The organism is Paraglaciecola chathamensis S18K6, from assembly GCA_000314955.1.
Taxonomy (GTDB): domain Bacteria; phylum Pseudomonadota; class Gammaproteobacteria; order Enterobacterales; family Alteromonadaceae; genus Paraglaciecola; species Paraglaciecola chathamensis.
Genome location: BAEM01000040.1, coordinates 112,085 through 137,928, shown reverse-complemented (window position 1 = coordinate 137,928; position 25,844 = coordinate 112,085). Strand labels below are relative to the sequence as shown.

Sequence of the window (25,844 nt, the reverse complement as noted above, 5' to 3'; positions counted from 1 at the left end):
GCTAACGCTGGTGAGATTGCTGGGAGCAATCTGAGTGAAAGCCGCGTCGGGAACGCGTTTTCACGACCAGTGTTAGACGAGACGCGCAGGGATAAGTGACTTGCTGGAGGCGGCTTCTTTCTGGTTACTCTTTCTTAGCTGTTGAAGAAAGAGTTACTGGTGCGGCAGGGATACCGTATCAAAAACGCAATGGATTGCGGTAAGCGAAGCGCATGGTGAGCAACGCGATTGCTTAGCACACGCAGTGTGTAAACAGCGAAGCTGTGCTCTGTGGCCGAAGGCCATAAATAAGCAACGCGCATAAGTGAGCGCAGCTCATAAGGTAAGCACCGCGCATAAGTGAGCGCAGCTCATAAGGTAAGCACCGCGCATGCCCCTCAAGAACACAACCCGATGGGTATAATTGTTCATTCATAATAAAAATAGATGCGTCACCTGCAAGTTGTAACCACCCAGTAACCACCCAGTAACCGCACTGTTACTGACTTGTAAACAAATTTACATTTTGTGCGGTGCCCAGTGAGCACCCTCACGCCCATTTCTGATGCTTGAGTGGATAAAATTTAGTCGGCATACTCGATTTTCCTATCAGCCAATACTCATTTGAGAATGTTCTATGAATGCGGAAACACGCAGTTATCGACGCTATGTCCTGTTTATTCTTACCTTGGTTTATATCTTTAACTTTGTTGATCGCCAGATTCTGGTCATCCTACAAGAGCCTATCAAAGCGGAGCTTGGTCTTTCAGATACTCAGCTGGGGCTATTAACCGGTTTTGCGTTTGCTTTATTTTATGTGGTGGTGGGCATACCTATTGCCCGCTGGGCTGATGTGGGTAATCGGCGCAATATTGTCAGCTTGGCCTTACTCGTTTGGAGCGGCATGACCGCTGTGTCGGGCTTAGCGCAAAACTATACCCAGTTACTACTGGCTAGAATTGGCGTGGGGATTGGTGAAGCAGGTGCAAGCCCCCCTTCTCATTCGATGATTTCTGATTATTACGAACCTGAAGAGCGCGGTGCGGCCATGTCTATTTACAGCATGGGCTTGTATCTGGGTATTTTAGTTGGCCTGTTATTAGGTGGTTGGCTGGCCGATAAAATCGGTTGGCGCATGGCGTTTTTTGCCGTGGGTTTACCCGGTATCCTAATGGCGGCTGTGGTACGTTTAACCTTAAAAGAGCCCCCTCGCGGTGGTTCAGGCATGGTGTCTGACCCGAACGTAGGCGAGAAATATACCTTTAAGCAAACCTTGAGTTTCTTGTGGCAGTCTAAGCCGTTTCGAAAAGCGGCCTTTGCTGCGGGCTTTTGTGCGTTTACCGGTTACTCTACCTTAACTTTTATACCTTCATTCTTAATTCGCAGCCATGGTATGAGTATCGCCGAAGTAGGCGTATCCCTTGGGCTTATCATTGGTTTTTCCGGTGTAATTGGCGCGCTTAGTGGCGGCTTTTTGGCTGATAAATTCGGTAAAATGAATTTGCGTTGGTATTTATGGGTGCCGGCAATTGGTGTGTTACTTTCTGTGCCCTTTAGCATACTGGCACTAAGCTTAGATTCGTTGACCTTGGTACTTGTGTGTATCTTCATCAGCAATGTATTTGGTTCTTGCTACCTTGGGCCAACTATCGCGATTTCCCACCATTTAGTGAAACCGTCAATGCGCGCTATGACCTCGGCAATTTTATTCTTTATCTTGAATATTGTTGGCTTAGGCTGTGGGCCTGTGGCCACCGGTATGGTCAGTGACTTTTTAGCCCCTGAGTTTGGAATCGAGTCTCTTCGTTATGCCTTGATATTCTCAAGCTTGGTGATCCTACTTGCTGTAGTGCAGTATCTTCGTAGCGGCTCAGCCTTATCCGCCCTTGAGCAACGTAGCGAGCAATAAGAGTCAAAACTAGCGCCTAAGTAACACGCTTTTACTTAGGCGCTCTTGCAAGAATTAATACCTCAACGGTGACAGCACCGCGACCAAAAATAGCGCCGCGGCGGGTAAAAAAGAGCTAGCCAAGCGCATTGGCCTTTCGGTAAGGCCCTTGGTAATCAAATAATCGTTCGGTGACTTGCCAGTGGTGCTTTTGCTTTTTGGCTATCACAAAGTCAGGCGCTGGCAGGTAAGGCAAAAACTTTTGCAGCTCATCAAGTGAATCGAACTGAATTGACTGGGTACCGCTGGCTAATCTTCGTGCGAATAAGTCGTTAAAGCGTTGTCTGGCTTTTTTATAATTGAAGCGAAAGGTTTCTGATAATGTCAGGCCATCTTCATCGTGATAGGTGATTTTTATACTCTTTTCTGCTGAGTTGATCACAGGGGTAATGGCAGCGCAGCGCAGTACTTTATTATTATTTAAATTTAACGCTTTTCTTAATATGTCGTCGGGGTCTATTAGCTTCTCATTGCAGTGTTGGCACTTTCTGGCAGCAATGTCGTTTTCTTGATTGCAATAGGGGCAGTGTTTAAAGCGAAAACGATAGCTACATTGGGTTTCACCATCTGGGGTTTCAATCAAGCCTTGGCAGCGGCGGCCAAAATGTTCAAGAATATGACCTTGTGCGTCTTTTCGTCCCCAAAATGCATTGGCAAAGTCGCATTGAGGGCAATGAATTTGCACCGCAATTGAGTCTGGGGTGGGCTTTTTCTCACCAATTTCAGGCTGAAAAATATCGTAACCATTATTGGTGTAATCCAACACTAAACAGTCTTTCTTGCCAGGGCTGAGGCGCAAGCCGCGCCCGACTATTTGTTGAAATAAACTGATAGATTGGGTAGGTCGCAAAATTGCAATTACATCCACATGGGGCGCATCAAAGCCTGTGGTTAAAACCGAAACATTCACTAGGTACTTAATATGTTTGGCTTTAAAAGCTGCAATGAGGGTGTCACGTTGCTTTATTTTGGTTGCACCGGTAATTAAGGCGGTTTGTTGTTCGGGTAAGTAACCGCAGATCTCTTTTGCGTGATCGACAGTGGCAGCAAAAATCATGACACCTTCGCGGTCTTGACTAAGTTGCAGTATTTGCTCAGTCACAGCCTTCGTCACCCTCGGGTGTTTATGAATGAGTTCGTTTAAGGCGATATCATCGGTATTTTGCTCACCGTCTAAGCTTTCTGTTAGCAAACTAAAGTCATAGTGAGCAACGGCAGCATCATAATGTATGGGCGGTGTTAAATAATGGTTTTTAACCATGTACTGCAAAGGGAGCTCAAAAATACATTTTTTAAAAAATGAATCGTCCGAGGGCCGTGTATAACCATGATAATGATGCTGATAAATCCAGCCACTGCCTAGGCGATAAGGGGTGGCGGTTAATCCAAGAATTTTTACCTTTGGATTCAAGCGGCGAAAATGTGCCAAGGTTTTATTGTATTGCGCACTATCCTCTAGCCCAACACGGTGGCATTCATCAATAATAATTAGGCTGGCCGGGACATTAAAAGTCGCTAAGTTTGCAGACAGTGACTGAATACTGGCGAAGGTGGTTTTTACGTGGCGGTCTTTTTGGCCTAACCCTGCTGAAAAGATGCCTGCTGCTGAGCCGGTCGCCAGAAACTTAGCGTGATTTTGCTCCACTAATTCTTTGACATGAGCAAGGCAAATAACATGGCCTTTTGCTAATCGACTCAACTCGGCAATGACTAAGCTTTTCCCTGCCCCGGTGGGCAAAACAATCACTGCTGGGTCTTCGCTTTGCCGAAAATGCGCTAGGGCGGCGTCGACCGCTTGCGTTTGGTAATCTCGTAATATGAAGGCTTGGCTCATTAAATTCAAAATCGGGGCTATTTAGCGCGGGATCCTATCAAAAAAAGGCAGGTAAGGCGCACTTTCACAGTACCGCGCCCTACTTGCTTGAAGTCATTAAGCATAATGGTTGAAGCTTGATTTAGGGTTTGTGCTTTATTATTTATAAGTGGCTTAAACAGCCGGATGCCATCCAACGACATACCAGCCGAGCCGCCAGATCATTGCGCCACGTCGTAAAACAAAGGAATATCACAGGTTGCTGAAAAATAATCGATATACGCACTTATTTTTGCCGGTATTGTCAGCCCTTTGATTAAGGTGATACCCCGTAATCGGCCAAATAGGGTTATATCATCGATAGAAAGCTGCTCATTCACACGTTTCTCGCTGTGTAACATCGGTGCTAATCTTTCCAGCTGGCTTTCCAGCGTTTTGATGAGTTGCTCACTATTGGCTAGTGCATCAGAAAAAGGACCAAGTTCTTTGGTTTTCTTGTTAACGAAATAATCAACAGCAGCTTGGGTTTGAAACTCTTCCACTGGCGAGGTGATCCACCTTGGGTAAAGTAGTTGCTTCAATAATAAATTAACGTCTTTTAACCAAGCCGATAAATCTGCTCGGTTAGCTGAAGGTGAAAATAGTGGGCTGCCATCAAGTTGGTCTATATAGCTGACTATATCCATGCTTTCTGGCATAAAACTACCATCAGGCTTTTTCAAAATTGGGCATGCTTTTACGCCTATCATTGATATGGGTGTGGCTTCATCGTCGCTGGGTAACACGGTGATTTCCACAGGTACGTTTTTCATAGCAAAAGGCATACGCGCCATCACGCAATATGGGCAGTGGTCGTAAATATATAAGTGCATGGTCGACATAGTAAAATGCTCCCCTAAGTTTGAATGTGGTGACATTATCGCGAGCCCAGCATAATACCAATCGATGAAAATCGATAATATAAAGAGGGTTTCTGCTAAGCATATCTAAAATAAAGCGCTTATTTGTAAGTTAATGGCGTAATTAGGTTTCATTTTTTGTCAGTCCATTGTCAGTAAGTGGTTATTTATGATAGAAAAATAGTGGGTGGTACATCTTAGTGTCACCTCTTGGGTGTACTGGGCATTTTGAAACAGTTCAAAAGTGATTCTCGCCTGTTTAATTTCACTATCATTTGACCATCAAATTTTAACTATCGGGAACAAGTAATGAAGTTTCATTTATTCGCCATCGGGGTTTTATCCACCAGTATTTTGGGCTGCAGTTCAGCAGAAAAACAAGCCGCGCCAATAGCAGAGCAACCTAAGCATCAAGCCATGGTGGTAACCGCTAATCCTCATGCGACAGCTGCAGGGCTAGAGGTATTGCGCGCAGGCGGTTCAGCAGTTGACGCTGCCATCGCCATTGAATCAGTACTGAGCCTTGTAGAGCCTCAAAGCTCAGGCTTGGCCGGTGGTGCCTTTATGGTGCATTACGATAACGAAAGTAAATCTTTAGCGGTTTATGACGGTCGTGAAACAGCGCCAAGTGGCGCTACGCCAGATATGTTCATGCTAGAAAATGGCGATTCCATGCCGTTTATCCAAGCGAAAACCAGCGGTTTGTCTACCGGCGTTCCTGGCATAGTAGCCATGCTGTCAATGGCTCATCAAGATCAAGGTACGTTAGAGTGGAATGGCTTGTTTGACTACGCCCATAAGCTAGCAACAGACGGCTTTGAAATATCTCCTCGTTTACATGGCATGCTAGAGCGTTTTGGGAAATATATCCCTAGTACGCCAGAGCAAGGGCCGACCGACGCACACGAATATTTCTTTGACGAAGCAGGTCAACCTCACCCAACTGGGTACGTATTAAAAAACCCTGAGTACGCGAAAACCTTAGAAATTATCGCGAACAATCCTAAGGACTTCTACCAAGGCGATATCGCTAAGCAGATTGCTGCTATGGTCCAACAGCAGCCAAGAGCAGGCTCATTAACCGCCGAAGATATTGCCGCGTACAAACCCGTAAAACGTGCTGCGCTTTGCCAAGATTACCGTGATACACAAATATGCGGCGCACCGCCCCCGTCTTCATGGTTGGCGGTAGGAATGATCATGGGGATCTTAGAAAATGGCCCTCGCCCCAGTGCGGCGGGCCCTGACGATCCGAAAAACTGGGCGATAATGGCTCAAGCGCAGCAACTCGCCTATGCCGATAGAGACCAGTTTGTAGCAGATCCAAACTTTGTTGATATGCCCATTAACGGCATGTTGAACAAAGAGTACCTTGCCAAGCGCGCCACACTTATCTCTGATAAAGCGACACCTGAAACCTATGCCGTTGGCGACCCATGGGCGTATAACGACGTACCAAGTGAAGAAACAGCAGGTATTGATGCCACCCGTGATGTGCACGGTACAACGCACTTTGTTGTGGTAGATACCAAAGGTGATGTGGTGTCTATGACCGCTACCGTTGAAAGCATTTTTGGCACCACCCGTATGGTTGGCGGCATGTTTTTGAATAACCAATTAACTGATTTCTCTTTTCAACATCATGACAAAAACGGCAATGCCATTGTTAACGCAGTTGCACCGAACAAGCGCCCTCGTTCGTCTATGTCACCGTCTATTGTGTTAGACAAAGACGGTGCGTTTTTATTAGCCACCGGCTCGCCTGGCGGCAATAACATTATCGCGTATACGGTTAAAACCATGGTCGGTGTGTTTGAATGGGGCTTAGCTCCGCAAGCCGCTGTCGATTTACCGAATATGGTTGCAAGAGGTAAAACCGTGCGCTTAGAGAAAGGCTTAACGCCTGACTCCTTGATATCCGCGATGCAAGAAATGGGTTTTGACGTGGATGCATCAAAAGGTGAAAACTCAGGATTGAGCGTGATTATGCGCAAGCCTGATGGCAGCCTTGAAGGCGCAGCAGATAAACGCCGAGAAGGCGTTATTGGTTCCCTATAAGTTGAGTGCGTTTTCATTCGTGAAACTGCATAGACTTTATGGGGGTATTACACGTTGACTTAGCTGCAGCTCGCAAATTACAGCGCCTAAGCGGTAATGCTTGGGCGCTTTATTCCTGTGTTATTTATTCCTTTGCTAAGTAAACTCGTTTACTGGCTGTGCCTAGCCATCGTAAAACGGCTTCGCGGTATACAGTTGCGCTGCAACGTATCTAACAAGTCTAACGTATTTAGCCGGTCTAACGAATTCACTCTGCCTGCCATTTCTTGTCATTCCAGATACGCTCTTTGTAATCTAATCTCATGCCCCACAAGATGCTATTAATGCGAATATTGTTGAAGTGCCCAGTGGAGATTTACATATAGCCCAAGCCTCACAGCGAAGAGAAGAGCATACAAAAGAATAGACACATGCAAATCTAGGAATTGGTATTTAAACGAAGAGTCGATCAGTCACACTAGCCTGCTATCAAACTTGATAACAGGCTAGTGCTGAACCATGAATAAAAAAGGAGTCACAGAAAAGCGGCAGAGGAATATTGCCTTTGGTGAGATTTGTGACTCCTAAAAAACTGTGCGCACGCGCTTAGACATAGCTAAGCTTTTTACAACGTTAGTGACGAATAAACGCCCGTGGCTGACTAACGTTACATTAATCCTGTCATACCAATAATACGCATGACTAAAGGGAAACTTGCTGGTTTTTTGCCACCCAGCATACCGGCAGCAGCCCCCGTGGCAAATGCAGCAATTGGCGTGGCTGGTTGCCTACATAATTCCTTATTTGCGCTAATGATCTGTTCTTTTCTTGCTAAAATAGTTTGTTGATTTACATACGCCTGTTGCTCTATTTGCTCAACCGTTGTAAGCCTTCTACCAAGCAATATCCGACTTAAAAAGTGTCGTTCTAACATCATGAGTCTCCTATGGAGCGTTAGCGTTTTCATGTCTTGGATGTTTGCTCAACATCATCCTCAACCTGAGACTCACTTTAATGCTCATCTGAGGAAAATATCTAATCCGGTGTTTCAGATGTTGGATCTAAACTCAGCGTTAAGACATCCCACGCTCGACTAAACCCTATGTGTTTCAACAGCGCCCTAATCGTAGAGACAATACCTAGCAATACCAAACCGTTTAGCAGTAAAACTCCGCTTCCTATCCACATCCAGTGAAGCCCTAGCTGATATAGGCCCATTGCAAGTGTCGCGTTAAGCGTCATCCACAATGTGGCTACCACAGCAACCAGTAACAACACACCGACTAGCACTAACACCAAGGCGCGAACAGATAATTTCCATTCGCGTCTTGCCATGTTCTTAGCCAGTGCTAACTGACGCTGGTAACGTTTGCCGGCGTCAGTAGCAGCCCCGATAATTTCCTTTATAAGCTCAACCTGCTGAGGCTCTTGGCCTTCAGCAACACGCTCCTTGTCCGGGTTAGGCATCTCCATTTGACTAGCGCTTACGTAATAATGATGTCAATAACATACCCGCAGTAAATGCGATCCCGACAGTAGCAACTGGGTTTTCGCATGCGAAACGGCGTACCTGTGAACCATTCCACTGTTTAAGCACTTTGTCGTGGGTTTCACCTAGGGATTCAGCTGAGCGATGAGCGGTGTCACGCACTGACTTTTCCGCTTTAGCTGCTTTACCAGCTACTGCGTCGACCGAATCGTGCAATGCTTCTTGAGCACGTTTTGACACTGGCGAATCCGTATTCGTTGTGTTTTTTGCTGTCGTCGTTTTTGCATTTTCCATGTTCATCCCCTTACGATTTTGTGGCGGTAGCAATCAAAAGACTGGGTAGACCACGTTAGCTACAATCCTTCTAACTAAAATTAGAAAATCTAACTTAGCTAGCGACTTACTAGAGATAAAGCAATGGCTATGCCACACGTCCAATATGCAGCGATTACCAGCAAACGCGGGGCCTTCCTGAGGGTGGGTTATCCAATACAAGACAGTTTTACTAGAGGGGGTGGGAATTTATTGCACAAGGCGTGCATTTTTTACGGGATAAAAATTCCTCTTTCTGCCTAGCGCAGAGGCGCCCTAAACGCCTGCATTTGCAGACACTTAGGTCGGTAGGCTAGTTTGCCAACAAAACACTGTTTAAAGATTAGTCAGTTTTACTTTCTGGCTTATCAAAATCACTCTTAGATTGGCTACCACCTGTTAGGGCAATACGCATGGCTGATTCGACGTCTATGTCCAGTGGCGTCACTTTACTGCGGTCTATATATAAGGTGTAGCCGCCGATTTGGTAGCTTAAAGGAATGTAAACACCGATTTTTTCTTCGTCTTTGAATAACGTTTTTCCGCCTTCAATATTGGTCACAAAGCCAATTAAGTGAATACTGTCGCTAATTTGAACCGACACCACACTTTGCATCTTTTGTTGCTTACCTACATTGATTAAATTTACCGCATCTTGAATAGCGCCATAAAAGGTTTTAACCAAAGGAATACGTTCAAAAAGACGCTCACCCCAGCGCAGCAGCACTTTAATGACATAGGCGTTAACCAATAAACCCGCGAAAAATAACAGAACTATGCCTGTCACCACTCCCAAACCTGGGAAGTAGTATTGCGCTGGAATAATAGGTGTTAGCGTGCGTTCAACACTTGTTATAAGCCAATACAAGGCATAGATAGTAAGCGTAATGGGCACAACAGCCAGCAAGCCTTGAACCACCAGCAGCATTATTTTTTTTAACATGTGTCAACTCTAAGAAGGAGGAATGCAGCTGAGTGTCATCACGTAGCTGCATTAGTTAGCTGATTTATTTAGATTTTATCACGTTTTCAACAGGAATGAGAAAAGCCGTAAGCGATATCCCAATGAACTCGTAAGTGCACCTGTTAGCGCCGAAAAGCCCAAACAATAAACTAGGTTATCGACTAACAGCTATTGAACAAATTTTTGAATGATCGTTGCCATGCGATTTTTCACGTCCATCAGGGTCAGGTTATCTTCATCACAAGACTGCGCGTGTTGGCCATTTAATGTGGCTATTTGGCTTAATTCATTCAGATGACTCAAGATCTGCTCTGTTACACTGCTTTGTTGTGAAATGGCATCAACAATTTGTTGATTCACACCAGCAATTTCTTCGATAGCACCGGTTACAGTTTTTAAATTTCCGTCGGCTTCTAAGACTTTATCTACACTGAACTTGGTTTGATCTTGGCCTTGGCTAATAGCGTTTACGGCATCAGTGGTACCTTGCTGAACGTTGGCAATCATTTGCTGAATTTCTTCCGTCGATTGCTGGGTTTTAGCGGCTAATGTACGCACTTCGTCAGCGACCACAGCAAACCCGCGCCCATGCTCCCCCGCTCTGGCAGCTTCTATTGCCGCATTTAAAGCAAGTAGGTTAGTTTGCTCAGCAATGCCTTGGATCACGTCAAGCACAGTACCAATTTTACGTGCATCTTCGTTTAAATCAGAAATCACTTTGGCCGTGTCTTCAATCTGCCGCGACGAACTTGAAATCGTTTCAATGGTTTGCTGCATAACATCCATACTGGTCACAGCTGAATGGCTTGCCCGTGTTGCCGAATCCGCAGCATGATGCACATACTCAGCAATGGTTTGTGCCACCCCTGATAATTGCTGTACCGCGTTTTGCACGCTGGCCGTTCCTTGGTTTTGCTCGGTAACGCCTTGGCTTATCGCCCCAGCGCTGTCTACCAAACTGAAACACACTCGGTCTAAGTCTTGTTGGGTTGCCCCTAAGCCAGAATAAATCTCCAATAAATCCACGCGCAACGATTCTACCGATGCTGCCATTTGGCCTATTTCGTCACTGCGCTCGAAGGTCATAGGCACTGCAAGCTTACCTTGGCTCACTGCATAAATATGCTGACTCAACTGTCGTAGCGGTGTGGTCACTAATGCCTTAATACACCACAATAAAATAGCCACTCCTATCACTATGGCTAACATCAAACTGACACTTCCCCACCATAATGAACTAGCGACTTGTCGATTTTGGGAGGCATTTTGGGCAATCACATGTGCGCTTATTTGCGCACTTAGCGCTTCTAATAACTTAGTAGGAGCCCGGTCAATGCCTGTTACGGCATTGTCACCGACAAACGGGTCAAACCCAGATGCGGTAAAGGCCGCATATCCCTTTTGATATTGCGTGAGCAACGCCTCGTGCTTAATTGCAAAGGTATTGAGTTTCTGCCGTACGTCGTCACTTACCTCGATATTCTTGAAAGTTGACAGGTGTTGGCTGATTTCTTTGTGCCGTGTGAGAAAGCTTTTCCAATATTTTTCACGCTTTGCGTTGTCTTTGCCGCGCAATAAAACGTTCTTCCACTCTTGTACTTGGCGTTTGAACGTCAAGTTGATAGTGTCGATTAATAAAGTGGCTTTTACGTCGCGTTCAAGCAAGTCACTGTATTTAACAACATGAGAATTAAGGTTATTGATGGTTAATGCAGAAATAACACCGAGCACAGCTACAAACACCACAAGCACAATTAAGACTTTCGAGCTTAATTTTTTCATAGTACCAAGATTTATCCTATTTCAAATACTTAACACCTAAGTGCTATTTCACATTAAGCAACGAACACAACATGTAAATGACGTTGTGAACACTCGGTACACATACTCTTTGTTATATCGTCGATTATTCAGACTTTGTTAGTAGAAAATGCCCACAACCCGCCATTTTGTCGCTAGCAACAAAAAAACAAGGTTGGCGAGGTAAAAACCGCGCGATTGTATTCTCGTTTTTTTACAAAAAGATGAAACTCGCTGGTATTTGCATGCACAATCAAGTCAACTCCAACCAACCCAAACTAAACAGTCCTGTGACGCGGTTATTCCTGGCACTATTAGTAAAGCTTTAACCGTCGGACAAACAATGCGCCGCGCAGCGGAAACACAGAGTGATATCGCCAGTGCCATTGCCGAGTGCGCCTCAGGTTACGTGGCATTTCGTGGTAGCGTTAAAGAGTTTCATTTTGAAACCAAAGATGGGTTCACGCTAGGGGTAATTCATATTCAAGGACAGGGCGAATACCAAGGTGCAACCTATTCTATTGAGGTAAAGAACGAGAACATGGTAGCGCGCCTTAACGGCGTGGTGGATGTGACCATTCCTGATTTGATCTGCATTCTGGATCTGGACCAAAACATACCGGTGACCAACCCCCATCACCGCGTAGGTGATAATTTGGCGGTAGTGATTTTGCCAGCCCCGAAAGAGTTCACCTCCGAAAAAGGCTTAGCTGCATTTGGGCCTGCATACGCGGGAGTTGAGCAAGATTACCAAAGCGCGGTTGCTAAGCATTTCACAAAGCTAAAGTCGGCTTGAGCCGAATATAATCACATCAGTTAAAAACGGCCCAATTTTTTAAAGTGCCTGTTCAGTGAGTCGTATGCTTGTTGAACAGCATTCACAAATCACACATTAATCTGACGGTGTATCGCTATTGCGGTGTACTCAGTAAGGACGCGTGGCCTTAGCAATGAAACGTAGCGTTAAGCAGGAAAATCAACCACTTGCCATTCACCTTGCCCTAAGTCTTGTCCTGGTTCGTGCAAAGAATACGGGCCAAACTGGCTGCGATGTAGCGCTTCCACATGATAACCACAAGCAGCGAACATTCGCCTAACTTGATGATATTTACCTTCATTTAGCGTCACGTTAGCCACATTTTCACTGATTATCTCTACTTTTGCGGGTAAACATTGTTCCGCACCATCGCCGAGCACCACACCTTTAGCAAATGCCTCTATGATGTCAGGTTGCAGTGGGCTATTCACAGTGACTTGGTACAGTTTGTCTACATGGTGTTTTGGTGACGTTAGCTGATGTACCAACTTGGTATCATCGGTGACTAAAATCAGCCCAGTGGTGTCTTTGTCTAAGCGACCTACGCTGACAATTTTGGGGTTTCTAAACTCCCAGCGCTCAGGCAGTAAATCGTATATACGCATACCCTCACCACTATCATGGCTACATACATAACCCAGTGGCTTATTGAGCATAACCAGAATGCCTTCTGGGAAATCAAGTGGCTCACCGTCCACCAGCACTGTGGCTGCATCCACTTTTTGCGCGGGCGACTTAGCATACTCACCCGCCACGGTGACACGTTTGTCTTTCAGTAAATAACGGGCTTCTTTACGACTGCAATAGCCTAAATTACTCAGCAATTGATCGAGGCGTTTCAGTACCGGCATAGGGCTCCAAGGATGAATTTCGAAAATAAAAAAGGTGTTCAATGCGTGCCCGTCAATAACGAACACTAACAACGCACAGTATGCCACAGCCCCCTGTTGCGCCATAGCATCGCTTTTCCTCAAAATTATCGGATAGCAAATGCTTATTTGCTGGTAGCACAACACCGCCCCAGTAGATATGGGCAAATTTTCTTAGCGTTAAAAAACGCTATTGATTGGCAACTATTACGGCATCTCTGATAGCTTGGTCAGTATTTTAGAGGGTATTGCAGGTAAAGTATCTTTGGGGTCATCATTAAATTATCGCAGTGGGGCACTGCCGTTTCACGACAATATCAACCCGCTAAATTGGGCTCCCCAAGTGGCTAAAACAGCGGATGCGGTGATCGCGGTAGTGGGGGTTTCTGCCGATATGGAAGGAGAAGAGGTCGATGCAATTGCTTCAGCTGATCGAGTGGCCATCACCTTACCCCAGAATCAAGTAGATTATGTAAAGCAACTTGCAAAAAATAAAAAAGCCCGCTGATATTAGTTGTTGCTGCAGGCAGCCCAGTGGATATCAGCGAATTAGACCCATTGGCGGATGCCATACTATGGAGCAGGTATCCAGGCGAGCAAGGCGGTAATGCAGTGGCTGATGTGATATTTGGGGATACAAACCCATCAGGTCATTTGCCGCTCACCTTCGTAAAAACAATTGACGATCTGCCTCCCTTCGATGACTACGCCATGTCAGGCAGAACCTACAAGTTCCTTGAAAAGGCGCCTCTGTATCCATTCGGCTTTGGCCGCTCTTACACCGAATTTAGTTTTAATGCACTTACGCTCAGCCAAAATAAACCTATCCAAGACCAAGCTTTTACTTTCAGTGTAGAGGTAGAAAACAGTGGGGACACTGCCGGCGAGACCGTTATTCAAGCTTACCTATCGCCCGTTAGCCGCGAAGATAACCAAGCTATTAGCAGCCTTAAAGCGTTCAAACGCGTCCATCTTGGAGCAAAAGAAAAGCGCAACGTTGAGCTAACGATTCAAGCTAAGGATCTGTATCAGATCAATAATGAAGGGCAAAGTGTATGGCCACAAGGACGTTACAGCTTAGCTGTAGGAGATTCATTGCCTAGTGAGCGAAGCACTGAGTTAGACGCCGCAGCTCACCTGCGTCAAGAAATACAATTTTACTTGTGTAGTAATTGCCAGCTCCGACGGGCTGGCAATATTCAATGAAGCTTATCGTTCAGCTTTTATAAATCACTATGAGGACCAAAGACTTCGTAATGAATTTGTGCCTCTTTCACACCTAAATCGATCAGTTGATCCTTAATAAACTTCATAAAGCCCGCTGGCCCGCAAATATAGAAATTACCGCTGCGCAAAGGTAACTTATTCGCTAACGGTGAGAGCGACATCAGACCAGAGGATATATTATCCGCCTGAGGTGCTTGGTGCGCATACCAAGTGTGTGTGGCAAGCTGCGGTGTATTTTTCTCAAGCTCGCTAACTCGCTTGATAAACGAGTGCTGCTGGGGATTTTCACATGCATGCAAAAAATGGATCGCTGTGCTTGGGTGACTGTCGATGGTGGCCTCAAGCATCGACATCATTGGAGTGAGCCCCACGCCAGCAGAAATAAGCACGGTAGGTAGGTGTAGATTCTGTTGAAAAAAATCACCTGCCGGCGGCAGCACATCAATTACATCTCCTTGAGCAACCGATTCATGTAAATGATTCGAAACTAAGCCGCTGACCTCGCCCAACTCACGCTTGACGCTAATACGATACGTCTCGCTGTTCGGCTTATCGGATAGTGAATACTGGCGCATCTGCGCATATTCACAGTGCCTAGGCTGTACTTTAATCCCCAAATACTGACCTGGCTTGTAGCCAACAACGGGCTTACCATCCACTGGTGATAATATAAAACTGGTAACCAAAGACGACTCAGGCGTCTTGCTTAACACCTTAAACTGACGGGTGCCTAACCAGCCTCCTTGGGCTTTCTCAGTTTGACGATACAACTCCCCTTCCCGGTTAATAAACACCTCTGCCAGTGCGCCGTATGCTTCACTCCAGGCTTGCTCCACATCTGGGGTGAAGTCCTCTGGAGCCAGCTCTCGCAGGGTTTCAATTAAGTGATGACCCACAATATCATAGTGCTCAGGTTGAATAAAAAAGCTAGTGTGTTTTTGTGCGACCCGCTCAACAATCTCACTAAGCACTCCCTGGTTATCAATATTCTTTGCATACGCTGCAATCGCATTAAATAAAGCAAATTGCTGACGTCCATTAGCTTGATTAGCCATATTGAAAATATTTTTTAGCTCAGGATTTAAGCGAAACATCCGTTGGTAAAAATGATCGGTAATCGCAACGCCTGCAGATTCCAATAACGGGATAGTGCTTTTCACAGTAGCGATAGTGTGTGCTGATAACATAAAGAACCTCTTAGGATGAATAATAATAAATAGGATTAACAGCAACTAAATGACTAGAGCGCACATTGCGCTGGGATGAATGCATACCTTTGGGCTGCGAAGTTTTGACAATACGCTTTTCCGCTTACGCAAATTTAAATGCCCTTGTATTAATCACCCATAAGCAAATAGCAAGCGAGTTGAGACACTTGTATAAACCAATCAGCGAACGGTAATTCACAGTAATACTGAGGCCCAGCACGCATCGCACGCTCCCCAAATTAGCCTTAGCCAAGTTAATTATGTTCCCTAAGCCACTTGACGGTTTGCTCCAAACAAAATGCGACATTTATAGCCTGCGTATTTAGTTCTGCTGTGTACCAAGCCAAGTTTTTTCGGCTGGGTGCATTGCCTATTGCACCCATAATGCCAACAATATAAACCTTTAAAAAACAATACATTACGGGAAAAAACCAACCAAAAAGAGTCATTATGACTCAAATAAAAGAGTCAAAAAGACACATAAGAATAAATATGACCTAGTGCAAACTCATGTCATAATTATCCAACGATATTTACATGGAACGGTTAGATGCCAGAGCTCAACTCAACCCTGTTATTAGAAGTGGCGCTAGATCTTGCCAATAGCATTACCAACGAAGATCGTTTTGACAGATTGCTGTCCTCTATTCGAAAGGCGATTAACTGTGAGGCTGTGGTATTATTAGTGAATCGGGGCGAACAGCTAACGCCCTTAGCCACCCAAGGGTTAGCTCCTGATACGCTAGGGCGACGTTTTAAGCTTAGTGATCACCCTCGCTTGGCGCTAATATGCGCAGCAACTCAGCCCTTGCGATTTCCCTCTGACTCCCCGTTGGCAGATCCCTACGATGGCTTACTACTAGCAAAAGACGGAGATTTACCTGTGCATTCATGTATGGGGTTGCCCTTGTATAGCGATAATAAGCTGATAGGAGTCGTAACCCTAGATAGCCTAAGACCGAACGCATTCAATGATATTTCAGAGCGAACCTTGCAGCTGATATCAGCCCTGTCGGCAGCCACTTTAAAAACAGCTATACAGTTAAAAGCGTTAGAACAAAGAGCACAGCAAGCACAGGATTTACTTCAAGAGTTAACCCATGAAGCACTGACACGAGACGGGGGAGAGCTCATAGGCAATAGCCCAAGCATGCAGGCTTTGAAAAGTGATATTCAGTTAGTCGCTAGTTCAGATTATACCGTGCTCGTTTTAGGTGAAACCGGTGTGGGGAAAGAGTTAGTCGCAAGAACTTTGCACCGCAGCTCTGAGCGCAGTAACCATCCTCTGATCCACTTAAACTGTGCATCAATCCCTGAAACATTGGCTGAAAGCGAATTATTTGGCCATGCAAAAGGAGCATTTAGTGGTGCTGAAAAAGAACGGCCAGGAAAATTTCAATTAGCCGATGGAGGAACGATCTTCTTAGATGAAGTAGGTGAACTGCCAATGAGTGTGCAAGGTAAGCTCCTGCGTGTGCTACAAAGCGGTGAAATACAGCCTGTAGGCAAAGATCAGGTGTCCATGGTCAACGTGCGGGTAATCGCTGCGACTAACCGAAATCTCGCGGAAGAAGTAAAAGTCGGTCGTTTTCGAGCTGATCTTTACCACCGTCTTTCGGTTTATCCTGTTCGTATTCCTAGCTTAAAAGAACGCAATAACGACATTCTATTACTTGCAGGTTACTTTCTAGAAGTCACCGCTCGCAAACTCGGGGTGCGCCAACTAAAAATTCGCCCTGATGTTGAAAATGCCCTACTGGAATATACATGGCCAGGCAACGTTCGCGAGCTTGAGCATGTGATTAGCCGAGCATCACTAAAAGCAACACGTCATGCACAACAACAAGATATTATTTCGATTTCATTAACCGATTTAGACTTTGAAACTGGTTTAGCGCAGCCGCCTCAACCACCTCAATTAAAGCCCAAAGAGGCATTAGCAGCGCACCTTAAGGAGCAAACCCCCTTAAAATCTCTGACTGAAGATTTTCAGCGGCAACATATTTCAGACACCCTTGTCGTGCACAACGGAAATTGGACCAACGCGGCAAAACAATTAGGAATGGACCGAGCTAACCTAGCCCGTTTAGCGAAAAGACTAGGTGTTAGTTTAGAGAAGCACATTAAACAGCAAACGCGCTTCTTGTAGCTTGCTAACTTTGTGGCCAGCTCCTTGACTGGCCTATACCTAAACAGATCTGTTTCTATACTTGCTTGGCTCCGCTAATCGCCTCCTAACGAAGGCGACGGAAGTTTTCAGGTACCCAATGAAAAGCGCTTTGCGTTTTACGTAAGTGCCCTAAACCAGGGAACTGCAAATGAGCGCCAGCGACCAAGGCTTCGCTGTTAGCAATAGTAGAGAAAACCCGTAAGCGCTGGGCTTTGGCCTGCTCGGGAGTCGAATCAAAATCAATTGTGGTTTCAGGATGAGGAAACTGTACTGCCCCAGCGTGGATTAGATCGCCAATCACCCACATTTCTTGCCCTTCACTGCTCACCATGTAAGAGGTATGCCCAGGAGTATGCCCATGGGTGGCTTCGGTTTTTATGCCTGGCACAATTTGCTCATCGCCCTGTAAGCCTTTGACTTTATCCGCGCTAACATAAGGATTAAGCGAAGCCATCGCACCTTGGAAAAATCCTTTACTGTCTTTGGGTGCTTTGTCCATTTGCGCTTTGCTTAACCAAAAATCGAGATCAGCCTGACCTGCGTGTATTGTGGCATTTTCGAAAACGCGCTGACCGTCTTTTGCCAAACCACCTACATGATCTGGATGTAAATGCGTAATCAATATGTGATTTACATCACTAGGAGAATACCCAGCAGCTTGCAAACTGCTTGTTATCTTACCTAGAGTTGGGCCGAATAAAGACCCAGCGCCGGTGTCTACTAGCAGTACTTCACTACCTGTATCAATGAGATAGCCATTAACTGAAGTTTCAGTTGGTACGCTTAAAAACACCTTGCCTAATTGTTGCTTGGTTTTTTCCGCGTCTTGATGAAGTAGTTTATCCATGGGTAAATCTACCGTGCCATCACTTAGGGCTACCACGGTGAATTGGCCTAATTGAGTTCGATAAAAGCCGCTAGAAGATGACGCTTCAACATTGTCTTGAGCAAACGCTTGAGTTGGCAAAAAACAACTTAACGCTAAACTGGACGATAAAAACAAACCTCGAGCTAATTTTGTGCTTTTCATAAATTGCTACCCTGTTGTGGAGACGATTAAGACCACGTTAGCAGCTTTTTAATGCCCCTAAAAGCGTGAGATTCGCCATACCAGCACTACGTTGTATTAAATTCACGCCATGAAAGCACAATTTATAAGTGATAAAAGCTAGGCTAGTTTAAGGTTCTCAGTGTAATCAACCAAATTATCTTCAGTACTAATGAAAGCCCGCTAAAACCACATTAAAGCAAGGTGTATTACTATATTATTAGCCTACTATCACAAATATTGATAGGTAAGTTATTTTCCATCCATTTAAATGATAACTAAAAAGGCGCTACACCATGTTTTTTTCCCGTGCAAAATCGCTACCGGACTCGATAAAAACGACCAGCTACGAGGCTTCGTTTATTCAATCTTTAGAGAGCCACTGTGCAACGATTTCGTTTACGCCAGAAGGGATGATTTTAGAGGCGAACACACTTTTTTTATCTACCGTTGGATACACCATCGACGAAATAAAAGGTCAACATCATCGTATGTTTTGCACCGCTGAAGAATCAAATTCATCCGACTATCGCGCATTTTGGTTGAGCTTAGCCCGCGGACAGAGTGCTAATGGCACATTTTTACGTAAACGTAAAAACGGCAGTGATCTGTGGTTAGAAGCAACCTATTTTCCGATCGAACAAGATGGGCAGATAGTACGTATCGTGAAAATTGCCAACGATATTACCAACGAAAAAGCGCGCTTAGACAGCCAAACAGCCATATTTGAAGCACTTGATCGCTCCAATGCGTTAATTGAATTTACGCCAACGGGCGAAATCATAAGCGCAAACACAAACTTTATTCAAACCATGGGTTACATGAATGAAAACGACATCGTCGGGAAACATCACAAGATGTTTTGTACTGAGGATTTTTATCGCGACAACCCACACTTTTGGGAAGAGCTAGCCCAAGGAGACTTTAAAGGGGGGCAATTCAGCCGGCTAACGCGAACCGGGCAAACCATCTGGTTAGAAGCCACCTATAACCCGGTCTTTAACAGCGCCGGCAAAGTTATTAAAGTGGTAAAAATTGCATCAAATATTACGCCGCGAATTTTGCAGCAGCTAGCCACCCAAGAAGCTGCCGAAATTGCCTATAGCACCTCGATGCAAACTGCCAAAATATCCAAAGACGGGGCCGTTATTTTGCAACGTAGTGTGGATACTTCAAACGCCATTGTTACCAGCACCCTGACATCTACTGATTTGATCGAGCAACTGAACAAACGTTCTGATGAAATATCAAAAATTGTTACCACCATTAGCGGAATAGCCGATCAAACAAATTTACTGGCCCTCAACGCCGCCATCGAAGCCGCCCGAGCTGGTGAATACGGCCGTGGTTTTGCTGTAGTTGCTGATGAAGTGCGTACTCTAGCGGCGCGCACTGTTAGCTCTACTGCCGGAATTGAGCACTTAGTAACAAGCAACAGTGAACTCACCCAACAAGCAAAAGACAGTATTGCCAGCATTCATCAACAGTCACGAGAAAGTGCGAAGCAAATAGAAGAAGCGGCAAATATAATCGAAGAGGTATTAACAGGAGCTAAGTACGTTAGTGAAACAGTAGATCGCTTACGCGATGAGAGTGAGTAAAAAATATTAGGGCAGTGCCGACTGCCCTACTCATTTGATTAATACCATTCCTCGTTATTAAGTCGTCCCCTCAGAATGCACCCAACGGTTATTACTTAACGCGACGCTATGTAGTAATGGTTGTATCCCCCTCAAATACTGATAATGCAGAGCAGAGGGCGCTGGGGCATACTTTTTATACTCTCCCTGCGTGCTCCCTTAATAAAATCGGATGGTATAAGCACCGCATTCAGAAACTATCGGTATGCGCGACATAGGGCCAAAGCAAAGCACCTAAAGCGCAGAAAGGTTATTCATGGCGAGAGAAAGAAGACTCTACTGCGTAATACTTGCGGGCTAAAGCAGTGTGATAGAGCAGTCCGATGAAACGACCTAAACGGTTTTTAGCGGCCAACCTACCTCCAGATATCTGAATTTGGAGGTAGGTAATGACCGCTGCTGTTTAATAAGATTTATACGGTAGGAATTTTCCTGACAAGCCAATACTCACCCTATCGCCTGCACTGTTCTCTTCACGTTGTATGTCCATTGAAAAATCAATTGCACTCATAATTCCGTCACCAAATTCTTCATGGATCAGGGATTTGATCGTTGAGCCGTAGACATTGATCATTTCATACAAACGATACAATAACGGATCGCTTGGCACTGCCTCGGTAAAAGACCCTTTATAGGGAACCACCTGCAACCAGGCTTCTGCGTTTTCATCTAAATCAAATATTTTAGCCACTACTGCCGCTTGCTCAGCATTGAAGGTCATTTGCCCCAAACACCCTGCTGTAGTCCACTCTTTTGATTGACCCACTTGCTCAGCAACCTGTTGCCAAGTAATACCTTTTTGTACTTTTGCCAACAAAATGGCTTGGGTGACTTGTTCTCTGTTTTGCATTATTTTTCTCCAAAGTGTAAGTGATTGATTATTTTTAAGTAAATAAATAATTAAGTTAAAATTAAGTATAAAAAGTAAACGTTACTAATCAGTAGTATGCTGGCGATACCTTGCCAGAAGGCCACCGGATTTCGCTGCATAATGGGTGGTTTTGATTGGCGCACAAAATCTGCATTTGGATGGCGCAAGTCGTGGATAAACTCCGAAAGTTCTGCGTATCGTTTATAAGGTTCGACCTTTAACGCTTTGTTTAATGTGGCATCCAGCCAAGCAGGAACAGCACTATGTTCATCACGCACGGGTTGATAAATAAGGCGTTTTTGCTGCGCAAGCGTGCGAGTTTTAGCCACGTGAGTGGCATAAGGAAAGCGCCCGCTTAGCATGTGGTAGGTCAATACAGCCAATGAGAAAATATCGGAGCGAGTGGTTCCCACGTCTCCTAAAAAGTATTCCGGTGCCATGTATAATGCGGTGCCTAGGAGCTCACTATTGCTACAACCTTGACCAATTTCCTGTAAACCAGCGACTGTTGTTGAGCCAAAATCAATGATTTTTACGGTGCCTTTTTCATCAATCATGATGTTTTCTGGGCGAATATCTTGGTGCAGCATGTCGAGCCGGTGAAAAGCTTGTAGACCCTTAGCGATTTGCTCAATGATCCCCCTGACTGTTTCTAACTCAGGATTAGGGTTATCTGTCATCCATTGACGTAGCGATTGCCCCTGAACGTACTCGGTCAGCACGTAAATATACTGTTTGGGTCGCTCACTGGGTGGCACACTTAATACATGAGCATTATGTATTCTTCGCCCTATCCACTCTTCTAAACAGAAACGTTCCAGAAATTGTTCATTGTCAGACAAGTCCACAGATGGACACTTTAAAACCCAATGTTGCTCGGTATGTGTATCCTCAACTAAATACACATGGCTTCGCGCCGATACGTGTAGCGATCGGATCACCCGGTACCCATCAAACACTTGCCCAACCTCTAGCGTTGGAGGCAAGGGTAAAGCGGTCATCACGTCTGTAACGGGCTTATCTTGCGAAGGTGTAAGCTGGCTAACATAGGCGATTTGTAAGGTCAGATTATCGTCGCTGCCGTTAGCTAACGCGGTTTGCACCAAAGACTCAGCAAGCGCGTTAATATCTTGTTCCTGTTGCACGCTCGCAATAGAAGCTAAGCCATTGAGTAAATCTGTGGGTGGCAAAAACTCATGTACACCATCGGTACACATCACTAACACGTCCCCTTGGCACAAAGCTAGCGACGAGTAATCAATGTCCAATTGGGTATGCATGCCTAATGCACGACTGAGGTAACTTTGCCCTTGAGCTGCATAGTGGCGATGATCATTGGATAGTTGCTCTAAAACGCCTTTGCGCAGCAAATACACTCGAGCATCACCCACGTGAAATATATGTGCAGTGTTATTTTTTATGACTATCGCACTAAAGGTGCAAACATAGCCTTTTTCAATATCGTAGCGAAATTCGCTTTGCTTGGTGTAACCATGTAGCCATGCGTTAATTGATTGCAGCACCCGCTTCGCGGAGGTTTCAACAGACCAGGCATCAGAGGTGGCGTAATAATCCTGTAAAAAACTATTGATAGCCGCTTTGCTCGCCACTTGACTGACTGAGCTACTTCCAATGCCGTCTGCCATAGCGAGTACTTGTCCCTTTAATCTACTTTGGGCGTCATGAATACAGTGAGAGCCGCAATGGTCTTGATTAATGGGTTTAAGGCCAGCAATTGAATGCTGGCCAACGGCTACTTTAGCTAGATGCATATCGCTTAACGAGATGCGTGCTTTGCGACTGAACTTGCAGCAACATCAGGTGTTTTGCTGTATGGCAAGTCACGCTTTTTGCCGGTACGCACATGGGTACTGTAAAGGGTTAAACCGGTAAAGGCTAAGCCGCCAACCAAGTTACCTAGGGCAGTCGGAATTTCGTTCCATACTAGGTAATCCATGACGGAGAAATCACCACCTAAAATAATGCTGAATGGAAATAAGAACATGTTCACTACTGAATGCTCAAAGCCCATGAAGAAGAACAAGAAGATGGGCATCCACATGGCGATGACTTTACCGCTTACGTGTGTTGAAATCATTGCACCCACCACACCTAACGACACCATCCAGTTACATAACATACCGCGAATGAAAATAGTGAACCAACCGGCCGTACCAAATTCGGCATAACCCAAGGTACGCGCTTCGCCGATTGAGGCAACTTTTTTACCAATAGCGCCTGGATCAGTATTAAAACCATAGGTGAAAATGAACGCCATCATTATCGCAACGGTTAATGCACCGCAGAAGTTACCTAAAAAGACTAAGCCCCAGTTACGTAACACGCCTTGAACGGTAACGCCCGGTCGCTTATCAAGCAAAGCCAATGGCGTTAACACAAACACACCGGTTAATAGGTCGAACCCCATAAGGTAAAGCATACAAAAACCAACTGGGAATAAGATTGCGCCAATTAAGAACACCCCAGTTTGCACAGCAATAGTGATTGCGAATACTGCCGCTAAAGCCAATATGGCCCCTGCCATGTAAGCACGAATAATAGTATCTCGTGTAGACATGAATATTTTTGCTTCCCCTGCGTCTACCATTTTGGTGGCAAACTCTGATGGTAATAAATAAGCCATTTTGAACCCCGTTTAAGTAAATGTGTTTAGCCAGTATTAAAAGTGGTTCGGGTAATTCTTAAATTTTGTCCTTTCAAACAAACAAAAAAACGGCGTCAGTCTTTCCGCTGTTTAAGCAGAAACACTAGACGCCGTCGTCAGAATCAATTTGTTTGAGAGGGCAAAATCCCCCGAACTCATAGTGCCTATTACAAATCCTATGCCAACGAATTAAATATAATAATTTCAGTCAGTTAAGATATTCACTACTTTTCCACTTGACGCACTATGGTGCATAATCAACCAGAACTCACCAGCAATGCCACATTTTGGCGCACAGCGTAAACTCAAAGTGAGACAACATCCAAAGCACGCACGAAACCAGCAATAATTTACAGTGACACCCACCTTTAATTCATATAAACACCCATGCTTACAAAGTAGAAAAATAATAAAGACAGCCATGTTTATAAGCGTAAAAAACGATTCAATTATGCTTTAACGTTGCTATTCAATCGTATGAATTCAACGTGATACAAAGTAACCGTAATTTTGAGCTAACTATTTGGTGGTTTTCACGGAATTTCGTGGAGATTGAGAACAAATTGGAAGAGGTAAGTAATTTACAGTGACACCCATGTTTAATTCATATAAATACCCATGCTTACAAAGTAGAAAAATATAAAGACAGCCATGTTTATAAGCGTAAAAAACGATTCAATTATGCTTTAACGTTGCTTTTCAATCGTATGAATTCAACGTGATACAAAGTAACCGTAATTTTAAGCTGACTATTTGGTGGTTTTCATGGAATTTCGTGGAGATTGAGAACAAATTGGAAGAGGTAAGTGAAATTGAGCCAAGCGCCCGCGTCACAAGCAGTGCATTAAGTGTATTTGTTGAGATTAGTTTAAGTTTAAGCGCGCTTCAGTAGCTCTTTTGCTTTGCCCATCCCCCGTATTCGTTGATGATGAGTATGGCGCTTAAAGGCATTCATCATTTGCTCTGCACCTGCGGCGTAGCAGAAGTGTTTTTCAAATTCAGTGGTTAAGGCTAACCACTGTGCTGAGTCTAACCCTAGTCTTTCTAGAATAGGGCTTTGAGTGTTATCGATATAACCTGCCTTATCATCACGAATACAGCGACCCGTGCTATCGATAAGCTCACAATAGTCTTTGAGGGAGTAAGCAATGCCTTTGGGCATGTTTTCTTTCGGGTTTCCCGCAAAGGGCATTAGCGTACTTGGCTGGGCTTGATGATGTTTAGCAGCGTGAATACGCTGTTTGATGCTGGTGTGTTTTGCTGTTTCAGGTGTTGTTGCAATTTTCGCTCTAATCGGGTTTAAATCCACATAGGCCATACAAGCCAGCACGGCACTTTCATCTAACAAGGCTTGAGATTTAAATCGTCCTTCCCAGAACCGGCCTGTGCAGTCATCCTCTTCATTGGCTTGACGAGCAATATATTCATTCAAGTCACGCATAAACCAGCTGATGTCGTACAAGCGTTTTCTGTAAATTTCAACGGTGTCATCAAGGGTGATTAACTCCCCTTGGGTTAAGGTATCACCGTTTATAAATTTTTGCGTGAGTAACGTACCTTTATGAAGCGTGTGATAACGCTTTAGTACCGATTCGGTATCCCATTTATCAGCTAAGGCTTTATCCACACAAAGCACCACATGGGTATGATTACTCATCACTGCATAAGCGCATATGTCGATTGCGAACACGGTAGATAAAAACAACAAACGCGCTTCAACCCAGCCACGACGATGTTCGTAGCTCTGCCCTGTAAGCGCATTCGTACCACATAAGAAAGACTGGCGTACACAACGGGACACACAGTGATAATAAGGCGTATCGATTAAACTGATTTGGCTTTTTCGTGACTGAGGCATAACAGTCGACCCAATAAAGTAGAACACGCATCAAGTGTAGTTGAGGGATGAAAATTAACCATTTTTAACATGGGTGTCTTCTTTAAAGATTTTAGAAAGTTTAGAATCCGGCAAGTGCGTTATCGCGAGCCAATATCGGTGAGCTTGTACTTTTGAATTAGTGAAATATCTGAGACGATATACAATTTGGGGCGCTAACCGCATTACGGCAACCGCGTTGTCGTGACCCA

At 44.8% G+C, this 25,844-nt stretch carries 20 protein-coding genes and 2 pseudogenes; 8 read left to right on the top strand and 14 right to left on the bottom strand.

The features are described 5' to 3' along the window. Window positions 1-616 precede the first annotated feature (616 nt). Window positions 617-1,888 carry a spinster family MFS transporter gene (locus GCHA_RS15010; RefSeq protein ID WP_007989676.1) on the top strand — a complete coding sequence of 424 codons (1,272 nt, stop codon included), beginning with the start codon at window positions 617-619 and terminating at the stop codon, window positions 1,886-1,888. A 115-nt stretch (window positions 1,889-2,003) separates the two neighbouring features. Here the strand turns inward: GCHA_RS15010 and radD are convergent, their stop codons facing one another. Both radD and grxB read right to left on the bottom strand, forming a co-directional pair. After that, complete coding sequence (gene radD / locus GCHA_RS15005) at window positions 2,004-3,761, bottom strand: DNA repair helicase RadD (RefSeq protein WP_007989674.1); 1,758 nt, start codon at window positions 3,759-3,761, stop codon at window positions 2,004-2,006. Between the two features lie 200 nt (window positions 3,762-3,961). Then, window positions 3,962-4,657 carry a glutaredoxin 2 gene (gene grxB / locus GCHA_RS15000; protein ID WP_318248992.1) on the bottom strand — a complete coding sequence of 232 codons (696 nt, stop codon included), beginning with the start codon at window positions 4,655-4,657 and terminating at the stop codon, window positions 3,962-3,964. Between the two features lie 291 nt (window positions 4,658-4,948). On the opposite strand from grxB, the gene ggt reads away from it, so the two are divergent. After that, window positions 4,949-6,697: a gamma-glutamyltransferase gene (gene ggt / locus GCHA_RS14995; protein ID WP_007989669.1), complete on the top strand. Its 1,749-nt coding sequence runs from the start codon at window positions 4,949-4,951 to the stop codon at window positions 6,695-6,697. Window positions 6,698-7,343: 646 nt separating this feature from the next. Here the strand turns inward: ggt and GCHA_RS14990 are convergent. The 5 genes from GCHA_RS14990 to GCHA_RS14970 form a co-directional block, all read right to left on the bottom strand. Next, a complete protein-coding gene (locus tag GCHA_RS14990; protein ID WP_007989667.1) occupies window positions 7,344-7,613 on the bottom strand; it encodes a hypothetical protein in 270 nt (89 codons plus the stop codon). A gap of 98 nt (window positions 7,614-7,711) precedes the next feature. After that, entirely contained in the window at window positions 7,712-8,149 is a 438-nt protein-coding gene (locus GCHA_RS14985; protein ID WP_007989665.1) for a hypothetical protein, read from the bottom strand. A gap of 4 nt (window positions 8,150-8,153) precedes the next feature. After that, window positions 8,154-8,459, bottom strand: a complete 306-nt coding sequence (locus tag GCHA_RS14980; RefSeq protein ID WP_007989664.1) for a hypothetical protein — start codon at window positions 8,457-8,459, stop codon at window positions 8,154-8,156. Between the two features lie 361 nt (window positions 8,460-8,820). Continuing rightward, a complete protein-coding gene (locus GCHA_RS14975; protein WP_007989662.1) occupies window positions 8,821-9,420 on the bottom strand; it encodes a DUF502 domain-containing protein in 600 nt (199 codons plus the stop codon). A 189-nt stretch (window positions 9,421-9,609) separates the two neighbouring features. Continuing rightward, window positions 9,610-11,223 carry a methyl-accepting chemotaxis protein gene (locus GCHA_RS14970; protein WP_007989660.1) on the bottom strand — a complete coding sequence of 538 codons (1,614 nt, stop codon included), beginning with the start codon at window positions 11,221-11,223 and terminating at the stop codon, window positions 9,610-9,612. A 259-nt stretch (window positions 11,224-11,482) separates the two neighbouring features. Here GCHA_RS14970 and GCHA_RS14965 point away from each other — a divergent pair, with 259 nt between their 5' ends. After that, on the top strand, window positions 11,483-12,037 hold the full coding sequence (locus tag GCHA_RS14965; RefSeq protein WP_083881854.1) for an S-methyl thiohydantoin desulfurase domain-containing protein: 555 nt from the start codon (window positions 11,483-11,485) through the stop codon (window positions 12,035-12,037). A gap of 167 nt (window positions 12,038-12,204) precedes the next feature. Here GCHA_RS14965 and GCHA_RS14960 read toward each other — a convergent pair whose 3' ends face one another. After that, entirely contained in the window at window positions 12,205-13,014 is an 810-nt protein-coding gene (locus tag GCHA_RS14960; protein WP_007989656.1) for a pseudouridine synthase, read from the bottom strand. A 106-nt stretch (window positions 13,015-13,120) separates the two neighbouring features. Between GCHA_RS14960 and GCHA_RS23225 the strand changes: the two genes are divergently transcribed. Together GCHA_RS23225 and GCHA_RS14955 are read left to right on the top strand one after the other, a co-directional pair. Beyond that, window positions 13,121-13,435, top strand: coding sequence for a glycoside hydrolase family 3 C-terminal domain-containing protein (locus GCHA_RS23225; RefSeq protein WP_318248991.1), 315 nt, complete (start codon window positions 13,121-13,123; stop codon window positions 13,433-13,435). Between the two features lie 26 nt (window positions 13,436-13,461). Beyond that, a complete protein-coding gene (locus tag GCHA_RS14955) occupies window positions 13,462-14,133 on the top strand; it encodes a glycoside hydrolase family 3 C-terminal domain-containing protein (RefSeq protein ID WP_318248990.1) in 672 nt (223 codons plus the stop codon). A 17-nt stretch (window positions 14,134-14,150) separates the two neighbouring features. Here the strand turns inward: GCHA_RS14955 and hmpA are convergent, their stop codons facing one another. Next, window positions 14,151-15,341 carry an NO-inducible flavohemoprotein gene (gene hmpA / locus GCHA_RS14950; RefSeq protein ID WP_007989654.1) on the bottom strand — a complete coding sequence of 397 codons (1,191 nt, stop codon included), beginning with the start codon at window positions 15,339-15,341 and terminating at the stop codon, window positions 14,151-14,153. A gap of 571 nt (window positions 15,342-15,912) precedes the next feature. Here hmpA and norR point away from each other — a divergent pair. Then, a complete protein-coding gene (gene norR / locus GCHA_RS14940; protein ID WP_007989649.1) occupies window positions 15,913-17,511 on the top strand; it encodes a nitric oxide reductase transcriptional regulator NorR in 1,599 nt (532 codons plus the stop codon). Window positions 17,512-17,596: 85 nt separating this feature from the next. Here the strand turns inward: norR and GCHA_RS14935 are convergent, their stop codons facing one another. Then, the gene (locus tag GCHA_RS14935; protein WP_007989647.1) at window positions 17,597-18,562 is read right to left on the bottom strand and encodes an MBL fold metallo-hydrolase; all 966 of its coding nucleotides are present in this window, start codon (window positions 18,560-18,562) and stop codon (window positions 17,597-17,599) included. Between the two features lie 314 nt (window positions 18,563-18,876). Here GCHA_RS14935 and GCHA_RS23325 point away from each other — a divergent pair. Together GCHA_RS23325 and GCHA_RS23320 are read left to right on the top strand one after the other, a co-directional pair. Further along, window positions 18,877-19,632, top strand: a pseudogene (locus GCHA_RS23325) (PAS domain-containing protein); the annotation flags it as partial. A 210-nt stretch (window positions 19,633-19,842) separates the two neighbouring features. Then, a pseudogene (locus tag GCHA_RS23320) lies at window positions 19,843-20,181 on the top strand (methyl-accepting chemotaxis protein); the annotation flags it as partial. A 442-nt stretch (window positions 20,182-20,623) separates the two neighbouring features. Here the strand turns inward: GCHA_RS23320 and cynS are convergent. The 4 genes from cynS to GCHA_RS14910 form a co-directional block, all read right to left on the bottom strand. After that, entirely contained in the window at window positions 20,624-21,070 is a 447-nt protein-coding gene (cynS, locus tag GCHA_RS14925) for a cyanase (protein ID WP_007989644.1), read from the bottom strand. A 50-nt stretch (window positions 21,071-21,120) separates the two neighbouring features. Further along, window positions 21,121-22,863, bottom strand: coding sequence for a bifunctional protein-serine/threonine kinase/phosphatase (locus GCHA_RS14920; RefSeq protein WP_007989641.1), 1,743 nt, complete (start codon window positions 22,861-22,863; stop codon window positions 21,121-21,123). Between the two features lie 5 nt (window positions 22,864-22,868). Beyond that, entirely contained in the window at window positions 22,869-23,735 is an 867-nt protein-coding gene (locus tag GCHA_RS14915; RefSeq protein ID WP_007989640.1) for a formate/nitrite transporter family protein, read from the bottom strand. An 895-nt stretch (window positions 23,736-24,630) separates the two neighbouring features. Next, a complete protein-coding gene (locus GCHA_RS14910; RefSeq protein ID WP_007989637.1) occupies window positions 24,631-25,614 on the bottom strand; it encodes a hypothetical protein in 984 nt (327 codons plus the stop codon). Window positions 25,615-25,844 lie beyond the last annotated feature (230 nt).

Bases quoted from the DNA above. Each gene is read 5' to 3' on its own strand.
- GCHA_RS14910 (WP_007989637.1), bottom strand. From the start codon at position 25,614: ATGCCTCAGTCACGAAAAAGCCAAATCAGTTTAATCGATACGCCTTAT.
- ggt (WP_007989669.1), top strand. From the start codon at position 4,949: ATGAAGTTTCATTTATTCGCCATCGGGGTTTTATCCACCAGTATTTTG.
- GCHA_RS14920 (WP_007989641.1), bottom strand. From the start codon at position 22,863: ATGCATCTAGCTAAAGTAGCCGTTGGCCAGCATTCAATTGCTGGCCTT.
- GCHA_RS14935 (WP_007989647.1), bottom strand. From the start codon at position 18,562: ATGAAAAGCACAAAATTAGCTCGAGGTTTGTTTTTATCGTCCAGTTTA.
- GCHA_RS14985 (WP_007989665.1), bottom strand. From the start codon at position 8,149: ATGGAGATGCCTAACCCGGACAAGGAGCGTGTTGCTGAAGGCCAAGAG.
- radD (WP_007989674.1), bottom strand. From the start codon at position 3,761: ATGAGCCAAGCCTTCATATTACGAGATTACCAAACGCAAGCGGTCGAC.
- GCHA_RS14980 (WP_007989664.1), bottom strand. From the start codon at position 8,459: ATGGAAAATGCAAAAACGACGACAGCAAAAAACACAACGAATACGGAT.
- GCHA_RS14960 (WP_007989656.1), bottom strand. From the start codon at position 13,014: ATGGCGCAACAGGGGGCTGTGGCATACTGTGCGTTGTTAGTGTTCGTT.
- GCHA_RS14915 (WP_007989640.1), bottom strand. From the start codon at position 23,735: ATGGCTTATTTATTACCATCAGAGTTTGCCACCAAAATGGTAGACGCA.
- cynS (WP_007989644.1), bottom strand. From the start codon at position 21,070: ATGCAAAACAGAGAACAAGTCACCCAAGCCATTTTGTTGGCAAAAGTA.
- norR (WP_007989649.1), top strand. From the start codon at position 15,913: ATGCCAGAGCTCAACTCAACCCTGTTATTAGAAGTGGCGCTAGATCTT.
- grxB (WP_318248992.1), bottom strand. From the start codon at position 4,657: ATGTCACCACATTCAAACTTAGGGGAGCATTTTACTATGTCGACCATG.
- GCHA_RS14975 (WP_007989662.1), bottom strand. From the start codon at position 9,420: ATGTTAAAAAAAATAATGCTGCTGGTGGTTCAAGGCTTGCTGGCTGTT.
- hmpA (WP_007989654.1), bottom strand. From the start codon at position 15,341: ATGTTATCAGCACACACTATCGCTACTGTGAAAAGCACTATCCCGTTA.
- GCHA_RS14970 (WP_007989660.1), bottom strand. From the start codon at position 11,223: ATGAAAAAATTAAGCTCGAAAGTCTTAATTGTGCTTGTGGTGTTTGTA.
- GCHA_RS14990 (WP_007989667.1), bottom strand. From the start codon at position 7,613: ATGATGTTAGAACGACACTTTTTAAGTCGGATATTGCTTGGTAGAAGG.
- GCHA_RS15010 (WP_007989676.1), top strand. From the start codon at position 617: ATGAATGCGGAAACACGCAGTTATCGACGCTATGTCCTGTTTATTCTT.